General features: G+C 34.8%; 8 protein-coding genes and 1 riboswitch. Of the genes, 1 reads left to right on the plus strand and 7 read right to left on the minus strand.

The window, feature by feature from the left end:
- Nucleotides 1-101 precede the first annotated feature (101 nt).
- Both AAJG31_RS12105 and AAJG31_RS12110 read right to left on the minus strand, forming a co-directional pair.
- A complete protein-coding gene (locus AAJG31_RS12105) occupies nt 102-2,615 on the minus strand; it encodes a LuxR C-terminal-related transcriptional regulator (protein ID WP_279493695.1) in 2,514 nt (837 codons plus the stop codon).
- Nucleotides 2,616-2,643: 28 nt separating this feature from the next.
- Nucleotides 2,644-5,187 (minus strand): LuxR C-terminal-related transcriptional regulator, encoded by a 2,544-nt coding sequence (locus tag AAJG31_RS12110; protein WP_279493694.1) that lies wholly within the window; start codon nt 5,185-5,187, stop codon nt 2,644-2,646.
- A gap of 222 nt (nt 5,188-5,409) precedes the next feature.
- Between AAJG31_RS12110 and AAJG31_RS12115 the strand changes: the two genes are divergently transcribed.
- A complete protein-coding gene (locus AAJG31_RS12115) occupies nt 5,410-6,675 on the plus strand; it encodes an Nramp family divalent metal transporter (protein ID WP_279493692.1) in 1,266 nt (421 codons plus the stop codon).
- A 47-nt stretch (nt 6,676-6,722) separates the two neighbouring features.
- Here AAJG31_RS12115 and AAJG31_RS12120 read toward each other — a convergent pair whose 3' ends face one another.
- From AAJG31_RS12120 to AAJG31_RS12140, 5 genes are all read right to left on the minus strand, one after another.
- A complete protein-coding gene (locus AAJG31_RS12120) occupies nt 6,723-7,412 on the minus strand; it encodes an ABC transporter permease (RefSeq protein WP_048391929.1) in 690 nt (229 codons plus the stop codon).
- Nucleotides 7,405-8,328, minus strand: coding sequence for an ABC transporter ATP-binding protein (locus AAJG31_RS12125; RefSeq protein ID WP_103117310.1), 924 nt, complete (start codon nt 8,326-8,328; stop codon nt 7,405-7,407). Before AAJG31_RS12125 ends, AAJG31_RS12120 begins: the two co-directional genes overlap by 8 nt.
- Nucleotides 8,329-8,458: 130 nt before the next feature.
- A complete protein-coding gene (locus AAJG31_RS12130; protein WP_257962267.1) occupies nt 8,459-9,394 on the minus strand; it encodes a sensor histidine kinase in 936 nt (311 codons plus the stop codon).
- 6 nt (nt 9,395-9,400) lie between these two features.
- Nucleotides 9,401-10,093 carry a response regulator transcription factor gene (locus AAJG31_RS12135; protein WP_279493689.1) on the minus strand — a complete coding sequence of 231 codons (693 nt, stop codon included), beginning with the start codon at nt 10,091-10,093 and terminating at the stop codon, nt 9,401-9,403.
- Nucleotides 10,094-10,242: 149 nt separating this feature from the next.
- Nucleotides 10,243-11,706, minus strand: coding sequence for an amino acid permease (locus AAJG31_RS12140; protein ID WP_279493687.1), 1,464 nt, complete (start codon nt 11,704-11,706; stop codon nt 10,243-10,245).
- A gap of 82 nt (nt 11,707-11,788) precedes the next feature.
- A riboswitch (Lysine riboswitch) is annotated at nt 11,789-11,965 on the minus strand.
- Between the last annotated feature and the right edge of the window lie 170 nt (nt 11,966-12,135).

Here is a 12,135-nt window from a genome sequence, read left to right on the forward strand (position 1 = left end):
TCCCTTTATCTTAGAAAATTCAAGATACTTCCACTATTGAGGAATGTTAATTGTTTTATGTAAAAAAAAAGACCGCTACCTAAAAAAGATAACGGATAACCTTATACCAGCGTGTTTAATAATATTGCCTGTGCTCGATTTTTAACACCTAACTTACTATAAATCCCCGAGAGATAGACTCTTACTGTACCTTCCGATAAAAATAGCTGCTCGGCTATTTCTTTATTAGAAGCACCTTTTGATAATAATGTAAATATTTCCTGTTCACGAGTTGTAAGGGAAGCCAATGGTGAAATTTGCTTATACTTTTGAGCACATTGGAGCAAGTGCTCAACGTAGCTCATGGAAACCTCCCTACACTCCTTTTTGGAAGATTGCTTTCGAATAGCGGCATATTTTTTTAATAAAGCATATGTTTGAGGCTCATCTATAAAGGTTCTGATATATTGATATGGTTCGGCTAATTTCAAGGATTGGTGTAATTTTTCTAACGCCTCATCTGCTTGTCCTTGCTCAACCAAACATATGGCTAATAAAATTGTCGCTTCTATACGAGTAGATAGCTGTTCTTGTTGTTGCGCCTGTGATTGCACCTGTATAATCAATTGCTGCGCTGCTAGTAGATGTCCTTCCATGAGTAAATAACGTGCTTTTACTAGCAAATAAAATGTAAAATCCTTATCTACTTTGACCTTAGCTAACTCCTGTTCTGCTTGGACAACATTATCTTCACGTAAAAATAAAAGTGCCTTCATTACTCTTATACTATCAATCCAATGGCGTTCATTGACAGCTTCAATTGCATGATCTAAAACGCCTTGAGCAACTATATATTGCTCTTCTAACACGGCTATTTTACTTTTAAGAATATACATCGGTACTAACAATCCTGCATCTTGAAATTGATGTCCAGAACGTATAGCTTCCTCTAATTCTATTGATAGCTCAGCAAATTGGTTCCACTCATATAATTTTTCTGCACGCACGCCATAGCTATAGCCCGTCATACTTAAGTTTTTAAATTTCCCTGTTCTAAACTTAGCAAAATAAGACATAGCCTGTTCATCTGAAAGTAACTTTCCTCGAGATCCGATATTTGTTCTAAACAACATAGGCTCTGTTTGATTATATTGTATAAATATTGCGTCCCATTTGGAATCAACTGGATTTCTCTCCAGTCTTTGTCGAATATATTCCCCAGCTTGAGAAAGATCTCCGTTTTTCATGACAAAGACATAGGCTTTCACACCTAGAAAATCATCGACAGCAGATGCATACTCACTTTTATTCATCCATTGATTAGACCTATGCTTTTGTTCTAGGTCTAGGATCGTCCGATAAGCATCTTCTAAATTGTGTAATGCTGCGAGTGTATAGGCATACATTACCATCAACTCTGGGTGTACCTCATAGCCATTAGACAAAAATGTATCAATCCATTTTACATAAGATGTTGAATGTCCACAGGAAAGAAATGTTACAAGATGCTCCTGAATCCATTGTTCAGCATACATAAATACGTTGCCGCTTAAAGCAAGCTCTATAGCAGATAAAAAATTTCCATTATTATATAATGCTACAGCTGCCTTTTCATATAAATACAAAATATCCTGCTGAGTAAAACGATTGCTCAATTCTTGGCGCAATGCTTCTCTAAATAAGTTGTGATATCGAAAAACCTGCTCTTTTGCTTCTACTCTACTAATAAATAATCCTTGTTGATCAAACTCTAATAAGACTAGTTGAGCATCAGTACGGTTTGTTAGGACATTACATGTATCAGCGGTTAATTGTTCCAAAAGTGAAGTATAAAGAAGAAAAATTTGGAGGGATGGTGCTAGTTTGGAAAAAACCTCACTCATTAAATATTGGAACACATATAAATTACTTTCTTTTAACTCTTTTTCTACATTATGAAAATCCGCTAAATTAGTTAATTGCAACCCTGTTGGCCAGCCCTCTGTTATCTCAAAAACCTTTTGAAATACCTTTACATCCAGCTTTTTATTTAAATTTTTATAAAATTCTTTTGTCTCTTCATACGTAAAAAGAAGTTGCTCCAAACCAATTTCAAGCAAGCAATGGTTTAATCTCCACTTTGCAATAGGTAATGAAATAGTTGATCTACTAGTCAAATAAATAAAGCAATTTTCAGGTAAGAAATCAATTAGTCGAGTCATCGCTTGATGGATAGCAATATTATGAATATGATGATAATCATCAATCATAATATGAATCTTTTTAGTAGATAGCGATAATTCATATAAGAGAGAGTCCACTAAAAACTCTAATGGTAACTGTGGTTGTGCATGGAGTATAGAATTAATCCGAGAGGCAGCTTCTGGCTGTAATGAGTGACCAATAGTATGAATTAAATACTTCCAATAGCGATTTAGATCATTGTCTGTTTGGTCCACCGTATACCATGCTACTGCCGTCTCAAGTTGCTGAAACCAACTACTTAGAAAAGTGGTTTTACCATACCCTGCTGGCGCTTGTACTACTATAAGTTTTGCTGTTGACTGGAGTAGAATGGCATTTAATCGTTCTCGCTCAATAATTTGCTTGCCCGTTTGAGGGACTGTTGTTTTTGAGGCTAATAAAATATTTGGCACATGTAGACCTCCTTTCTCTTTAACAACTTTAAAAGCCTAGCCATTCTTTTGCCCATAAAATGGCCTTCGTGCGAGATTTCACACCTATTTTACTGTAAATTCCTGTTAAATATATACGAATTGTTCCCTCTGTCAGCTGCAATTGTTGTGCAATCTCCTTATTAGAAGCACCTTCTGCGAGTAATTGCAGAACATCTTTTTCTCTTGCAGTAAAGTTAGTGAAAAACTCATCTTCTGTGCTGTCATTTAATAATAGTTTATTTACATAGGCTAACGGCACTGACTTAAATGTATCTCCCTTATTATGCTGACGTAGACGCCAGTATTTATTAAGTAATGGCCAGATAGAATCCTCCTCTATAAATGTACGGTAATACCCATAGGACACTCCATGTTCAAGAGCATCATGTAATACTGTTAAAGCGAAATCCTCTTTACCAAGTGAAAAATGACAAATGGCTTCTAGCAAGCCCGCTTCAATAAGCGTAACGATTTGCTTTTCCTGAGTTGCTCCTTCTTTTAAACGAATAGCAATTTGCAATGCTTCCTCCAGTTGATTTTTAGCATATAGAATTTTACCTTGAACTAATAAATAAAATGGATTTTTTGATGCAATTCTATAATTGATAAAATCCGTCACTCTAAAAAATTCCTGTTGTGCATATGAAATATTTCCTTCCAATAAATAAGATTGTGCTTTCATAATATAGAGCATACCTATCCAATAAGGTTTATCGGTTTCCTTCATAGCTTCAAGCAATAACAGATGTGCTTCTTCGAATTGTTTTTTAGTCATATAAATACGAGCCTTTAATAAGTACATTGGTATAAATAATCCTGGATCTTGAAAATGTAAACCATATTGTAAACCGATTTCTAACTCTTTACTTGCTCTATCTAAATCATTTATTTCATACAAAATTTCAGCTAATAATCCATAGGTAACGCCTGTAATATTTCGCTCCCTTATTTCACTTTCATTCAACACGTGAATCAGTTCATCCATTTTTTCTACTGGTAAGAATTTTCCTTTTGCACCTACAAAAGTACATAAAATTCTAGGCTCAAATTGATTATATTTTAAAGAAATATGATATAAAGATGACTTATTCTTTCTTACATTTACGTGTGTTTGTAAACCTACTTTTGCCTTTTCAATGTCTCCATCTTTCATATAACCTATATAAGCATGTATAATTTCAAAGATTTTTGATACAGCAATGAACTGAAAACCCTCCATCCATTTCCATTTATTTTGTTTAAGTAGTAGTTCCTCTATGATTTTATTCGCCTGATCAATTTCATGGGTTGAAAACAGAGTAGTAATATATAAGACAAGCATATTAATATCTACTGGAAACTGAGCATTCCTTAATTTCTGTATCCACTGCCCGAATAATAGAGTATGTCCCTCGGCAAATATTTCGACTAAATATTTTTGAATCCATTCATGTGCAAGCTTGTATAATTCGCCATTTAAAGCAAGCTCAATTGCCGCTACATAGTCTTCTCTTTGGCATAAATTAGTGGCTGCTTCGTAATAAATAGAGGTAATCATTTCATAGGAATATTGCCTTTGAAATTCTACCTGTAGGGCATGCCTAAATAAAGTTTGGTAACGATAAACGGGTGGATGAGCTTGTACTTGTTCGATAAACAAACAATTTTTCTCCAGCTCTGAGAATGTAGTTAAACTATATAATCCGTTCGTGATGGATCCACAAACACTCGGATCTAAGTAGTTTAAAATGGAAGTTCTTAGTAGAAAATCTTGCAATTCTTGAGGTAATATTAAAAGAATTTCTTGCATGAAGTACTCATGTATATATGAACTAGCTTTGGCTAAAATTTCTTCACTACTAAGATTACCTACCATTCCACCTGTTGATAGCTTTATCAGTTGGATACCTGCTATCCAGCCCCCTGTAGTCTTTAATAAAGGCTTCAGCGCATCCTTCTGTTCATCATTAGTAACAGAATTAAAGAAAGATTGTAGCTCTTCTAAATCAAAACATAATTGACCCGTCCCGACTTCTAGTATCCAACCTTTTACACGCCATTTTGCTAGTGGAAGTTCTAAATTAGTTCGTGTAGTTATATAGATCCGTGCATTGGCTGGTAAATATTCAATAAGTCGATTGATAATTTGATGAATTTGAGGGTTGTGGATTTCTTGAAAATTATCAAAAACAATATGAATATTTTCTTTATATGTATCCAAATCGTTTAACAGTGTATCTATAATTGTTTCAAAAGGTGGTGTTTCATCTAGTATATTGTTTAACTTTTGTTCTACATTCAATATGCTAAAAGATAATGTATGTATTAAGTACTTTAAAAATCTCACAGGATCATTGTCATTCTGATCGATAGTAAACCATGCTACCGATTCATCAATATGCTTCAACCACAGACTTAAAAGAGTCGTCTTTCCGTATCCTGCGGCTGACCGTATAATGGTTAGTTTCTTCATTCGATTGTTAGATAAAATAGAAAATAATTTCTTCCTCTCTAATACATTTGGCACTGTACGTGGAATTGTTACTTTTGATTTTACCCATACCATATCCATCACCTTGTCTCCCTTCTACATTTCATTAGTTCTATAAATTTCGAATTTTTCCTGCAATTTAATTTTTCTACTCATTCACTTCATCCAAAAGAGCATACTTATTTTAGAAGGATAAAGCAAACTACTTCACTTTTTTTATTCCTAGCGTTAGAATACTAATATCTTATTTTCCTATAGGAAACTTTATTTCACTGATGATACTTTTTGAAACGAGGGAACAATATGGTTTACAAACGAGTCACAAAATCGTCTGCAGAGGCGGTTTTAGATGGAGATATTAAAGGTTGGCGAAGATTCTTGCCATTTTTAGGACCTGCTTTCATTGCAGCAGTCGCCTATATTGATCCTGGCAATTTTGCTACAAATATTACAGCAGGCTCTCAATACGGCTACCTGCTACTTTGGGTTATAGCCTTTTCTAATTTAATGGCCGTGTTAATTCAGTCCCTGTCTGCCAAGCTTGGGATTGCGACAGGAAAAAATTTACCTGAAGTCGCACGCGAGCATTTTTCTAAAAAAACATCTATCTTTTTATGGATACAGGCAGAATTGGTCATCATTGCCACAGACCTCGCGGAATTTATTGGAGCAGCATTAGGGCTTTATTTACTTTTTAATATCCCAATGCTTCCCGCCGCATTGATTACAGCAGTAGGTTCATTCGCTATTTTAGAGTTGCAAAGAAGAGGATTTAGAGCCTTTGAAGCAGGTATTTCTGGCATGGTTTTAATTGTTGTATTGGCATTTGCCTTCCAAACATTTTTAGCGCAGCCAGCATGGGACGATGTGGCGATTGGCATGTTCACACCACACTTTGAAGGTGTAGATTCACTATTATTAGCAACAGGTATTTTAGGTGCAACCGTTATGCCTCATGCTATTTACTTACATTCTTCTTTAACTCAAAGTCGTATTATTGGTCGAAATGAGGCAGAAAAAAAACGTATTTTCCGTTTTGAATTTATCGATATTATCATCGCTATGATTATTGCTGGTGCCATCAATATGAGCATGCTCATAATTGCCGCAGCCGTATTCCATACCCAAGGCGTTGTAGTTGAAGATTTAGATGTTGCCTATAATGGCTTAAAAGATATTCTGGGCCCAATGGCTGCCATTTCCTTTGGTCTTGGTTTACTTATTGCAGGGCTTGCTAGCTCCTCTGTAGGGACTTTAGCTGGTGACGTAGTGATGCAAGGCTTCATTCAAAGAAAAATACCTCTTTATTTACGTAGAGCGATTACCATGGTGCCACCACTTGCAATCATTGCCTCTGGTGTGAATGCTACCTATGCTCTCGTTCTTAGTCAAGTTGTTTTATCATTTGGTATTGCCTTTGCACTTGTCCCTCTTGTTATGTTTACAAGTAAACGAGACATTATGGGAAGCCTAGTTAATCACCGTATTACAACTGTTTTAGGTTGGTTTGTCGTAGTCGTTGTTGTTACGTTAAATATTTACTTACTGTGGGAAACAATTTTTGGATAACAAAAAGCCAGGTACTCTATAGCAATGAGCACCTGGTATCTTTTTGATTAAACATCCACCTTTTCGATATTTCTAATGGCTAAATAAGCAATACCAAGACCTACGATTGCTAAAGTAATTGGAATAATAATAATATCGTTTAAAGTAAAGTTACCTGAATTTGACGAAGTTACAGACACAATTATAATAGATGAAATGATAGTTGTCGGTATAGAGTATTTTCTCATCCCGAAATACAATGGGATTAAAGCTATACCTGAGGCAGCAATCGCATTCATCAATACAGAAGGTATTTGCTGGATAATTAAAGAACTAGATAGTACATCAGGAATTAATTCATATCGATCGCTTATGATACAAAAAATGGTTGTAATAAGAGCATTGGAGATAATGATCATACTGAAAGTAAATAGCATGACAATAGCAAGCTTTGCGACCATTAATTTCTTTCTACTTATAGGATACATAAAGGCTAATGTAATGGTTTTAAATTTATATTCTCCGATGATTAACTTAGCTATTAACGTAGAAGCAAAAATCATAAAAACTGCTCTTACAAATGAATCAATAACACTGAATGCAACCTCATAATTTTCAAGCCCTGGGTCTCCTTCCACTTTAGAAATAAATAAAATCATAAACAAAAAACCAAGAATAACAAAATTAGCGATAATGGCTCCTTTAACATATGAACCTAAATGAAATTTTTTCATTTCTAAACGCATTAAATTAAGCATGGACAACACCTCCATTGATTAGCTTTAAGAAATAATCCTCTAATGAACTAGTTTTTTTACTAATCTCTTCAATCTCAACGTCATGTTCAATTAATGCTCTCGATAGGCTTTGTTGGGATACTGTTGAGTCGTATATACGTATAGAGTTATCATCCATCAGCTTAAAATTCGTAATGTTTAATTCGCTTTCAATAATAAACGCTGCCTTTTTCCCATCACTTACGATCACTTCCGTATAATTGACCTGATCACGATTAATAGTATCCATTGCTACCTCAGTGATAAGCCTTCCATTCTTAATAACACCTATTGTATCGACCAATTGTTCTATTTCAGCTAGAATATGACTAGAGATAATAATAGTTATGCCGTACTCCTTACAAAGCATCTTGAAAAGCTCTCTTAACTCCTTTATCCCTACTGGGTCCAATCCATTAATTGGTTCGTCTAATATAAGTAACTCTGGCTTTGTAATAATGGCCCTTGCGATGCCTAATCTTTGCTTCATCCCCAGAGAAAAATCTTTAACCTGCTTATTCTCTGTATTCGATAACTTTACTAAATTAAGAACATGTGCAATTTCTTTCTTATCATAATAACCCATGTATTCACAATGTAATTCCAGGGTCTCTCTAGCCGTTAATTTTTCATAAAAAATAGGATATTCAATAATTGTCCCCATTCTTTTTAGTATTTCATAGGATTTGTCCGTCAATTTCGCCCCCAAAATTTCTACATCCCCACTTGTAGGTTTCGTAAGATTAGTTAGCATCTTCATAACAGTCGTTTTACCCGCACCATTAGGACCTAAAAATCCATAAATCTCACCTTTCTTAACGTTCATATTGACAGCAGAAACAACTTCCTTTCCATCGTACACTTTCGTAAGCTGATTTGTTTTTACAATGTATGTCATGTAATTCTCTCCCTCAATTGTGACTAGTTTCATTATAAAAAATGAAACTCTCTATTTTATTACTGCATTCTTACAAATTTCTTAAGTAAAAAAGCCTGCAAAGCATTAAAGCTCTACAAGCATAATGGATTCAATACATCATTCGCTTTAACGAAATCGTAAAAATAGTTTTTTCATAGGGAATACTCGATAAACGGATCGAGCCATTCATTATTTCTACAAGCCGCTTTGTAATCGTTAGTCCCAGACCGCTACCTTGGAAAGATTTATTTCGAGAATCCTCAAGTGTATACATCCTTTCAAAAACGCGATCGATATGGTATTCATCAATGCCCTTGCCACAATCCCACACATCAATATCAATATTGGCTTCATCGTTTCTTATAGTAATTCCAATTACATTGCCATCTGCTCCATATGCAATAGCATTAGACAGTAGATTGTTTAGCACTCTATTTAATGCTTCTTCATTACCAAGTGCATATATGGAGCTTTCAGGGATATCAATTTTAATATCTAATCCCAATGAAGTAACCAAATCGTAAAAAGACAAAACATTTTTTCGGCATATTTCACTGACATTGATTTTAGTGATTGGATAATCTGTGTCCCCAGCCTCTAATTTTGCCAAGTCAAAAAATGTATGAATAATTTTTAATACTTCTAATGTTTTAGCATGTACACCCGTAAGTAAACGTTGCTGTTCCTCGTCACTAATCCCGTTTTGAAGTTGAAGCATTTCAATATAGCCAAGTACAACGGTTAAAGGCGTTTTAAGATCATGTGAAATATTGGCCAACATCTTTTTCATGGAATTTTCCATTTTACGATGTGTAGCCTGAATTTTTTGATGTTGATCTAGCAAAGTATTCAGTGTAATAAGTAACTGTTGAATTTCTGAATTTGTAGTTGTTACTAGAATCTTTTCATACGTCTGTTCATTCACAATTACGTGTAGTTTTCGATGAATATATTGGATAGCACGTTCTTGTTCCTTCTTGATTTTCCATTGAAAAATAAGAATGCCGATTAGCAATACAATGATTAATAATAATAGAAATATCATATATTTTTACCCTTCAAATTTATAGCCGATTCCCCATAGGGTTTTAATATAGTGAGGATGTGACGGATCATCTTCTATTTTTTCACGGAGTCTTCTGATATGTACATTTATAATATTTTCATCTCCATAATAGGCATCCTTCCATATCGTCTGATAAATTTGCTCTTTGGTAAAAACTCTGTGACGATTTGTCACAAACAATTTTAAAATGGAAAATTCCTTTGATGTCAGCTTTATGTCTTGTCCGCTCTTTGTTATTGAGAAATTAACGATATCTATTTTTAAATTATCAATTTCGAGTACCTCTTGCTTTTGTTCAGCTTGACTAGAGTATTTCGTAGCTCTTCTGATAACAGCCTTTACACGTGCTGAAAATTCCAGCATAGAAAAGGGTTTAGCAATATAATCATCTGCCCCTAATCCTAAGCCCAATGCTTTATCAACATCACTGTCTTTTGCAGACATAATAATGATAGGAAGTGCTGCCTGCTCTCTAATAATCTTTAATACTTCCAATCCATTTAATTTAGGTATCATAATATCTAAGATGACCAAATCAAAGATATTTTGCAAACAATTTTGTAATGCCTCTTCGCCATTAGTCGCTGTTGTGACCTGGAAACCTTCCATCGTTAAGTAATTATCAACCATTTCACGAATGGCTTCATCGTCTTCTACAAGTAAAATATGCTTTTGCACTATGATGCACCTCTCCTATCAAACCCAATTTCCATATGTATATTACATTACCATATTTATGATGTATCATTAGAGATTTGTTTATGAGTGTTGAAAAAAGAGCTGCTCCATAAACCATCACTCTTTGGTTTATAGAACAGCTCTATTATTTAATCTTCAACTTTTAAATCACAATCTTCAAGTGGAAGCATTTTTGTTTTGTGCTTTAATTTATAGCCAAACCATAATGCTAAAAATAATGGAATCCCAATATACGAAACAAGGATACCGTACCAATCAAACTTATCGCCTGTAAAGGCTGTGTAATTTTGTCCAATGACTACGATCATACAAACTGTAAAAGCAAATAATGGTCCAAAAGGATATAATTTGGCTTTATAAGGTAATAACTTTGGATCTAAGCCTTGTGCATCAAACGCTCGGCGGAAACGATAATGACTAAACGCAATACCTAGCCATGCAATAAAGCCAGACATTCCAGAAGCATTTAATAGCCAGATATAAACCACTCCATCGCCAAAGAAGGATGCCAAAAATGCTAAACAGCCTACAGCTAATGTTGCCATAAGTGCATAAATCGGAATACCTCTACGACTTAGCTTTGCAAAAAATTTAGGTGCATGTCCATCCACTGCTAATTGCCATAACATACGAGAAGATGCATATAGTCCTGAATTTCCTGCTGACAGCATAGCCGTTAAAATAATGGCATTCATTAATGAAGCAGCAAAGGCAATACCTAGGCGGTCAAACACTAGTGTAAACGGTGATACTGCGATATCTTCTGATAATAAACGTTCGTCTGTAAATGGAATTAACATCCCAATTGCACCAATCGCTAAAATATAAAACAAAAGAATACGCCAAAATACAGATTTAACAGCCTTCGGAATATTTTTACCAGGATCATCTGTTTCACCAGCTGTAATTCCTAATAATTCTGTCCCTTGGAATGAAAATCCTGCAGCTAGGAAAATACCAAATGTAGCAAGGAAGCCACCATGGAATGGCCCATCACTAACAAAGAAATTAGTGAAACCTACAGGAGCCTGCCCACCTAAAATACCAAAAATCATTAGTAAGCTAATGATAATAAAAACAATAACCGTTGCTACTTTAATCATGGCAAACCAATATTCACTTTCACCATAACTTTTTACGGATAGTAAATTAAACGTCAATACAACAGCAATAAATAATACTGTCCAAAGTGCTGATGAGCTATCTGGGAACCAATATTTCATAATTAATGACACAGCAGCAATTTCGGCAGCAATGGTGATTGCCCAGTTATACCAGTAGTTCCAGCCTAATGCAAAGCCCAAGGCAGGATCTACAAATTTGGTTGCATACGTACTAAATGAACCTGAGGATGGCATATAGGCAGCCATTTCCCCTAAGCTTGTCATTAAAAAATACACCATAATACCAATTAAAGCATAGGCAAGCAATGCTCCTCCAGGACCTGCCTGAGCAATTGCTCCTCCACTGGCTAAAAATAGTCCCGTACCAATTGTACCGCCTAAAGAAATCATTGTAATATGACGGCTTTTTAATTCTTTTTTCAGCTTCGGTGCTTTATGTCCGAGCTGATTTACTTTTATTTCACTCACGATATAGCTTCCTTCCTATTTATGAGGCAAAAAAATGCCATCACATATACACTGTGATGGCTACATTAATCCTCAGTTTTTCCTACATGATAGCTCAACACGTTGTGCAAACGTGACAGTTCTGTTCCTTTCGGAGACAGCCCCAGCATGAGGTTTTCAAGTCCCCTCACACTTCGGCAATATTTCCTTTCAACTAATTTCATCAATGCTTGTCATTTCAATTAGCATACTTATAAATATCGCGACCTCTACCTCAATACAAACATGAGGCATATAATTATTAAATTTATGATGTTTATTATACTAACATAAGACCATAGACATTTCAATACAACCATAAATGTTCTGTATTTTATGAATCTTCTACTATTTTTAATAGTGTGATAAAGTGTTATAGTAGTTCAATTAGAATGGTTATTATTAGGGGGG

Source organism: Lysinibacillus sp. BS3 (assembly GCF_039614735.1).
GTDB classification, from domain to species: Bacteria; Bacillota; Bacilli; order Bacillales_A; family Planococcaceae; genus Lysinibacillus; species Lysinibacillus capsici.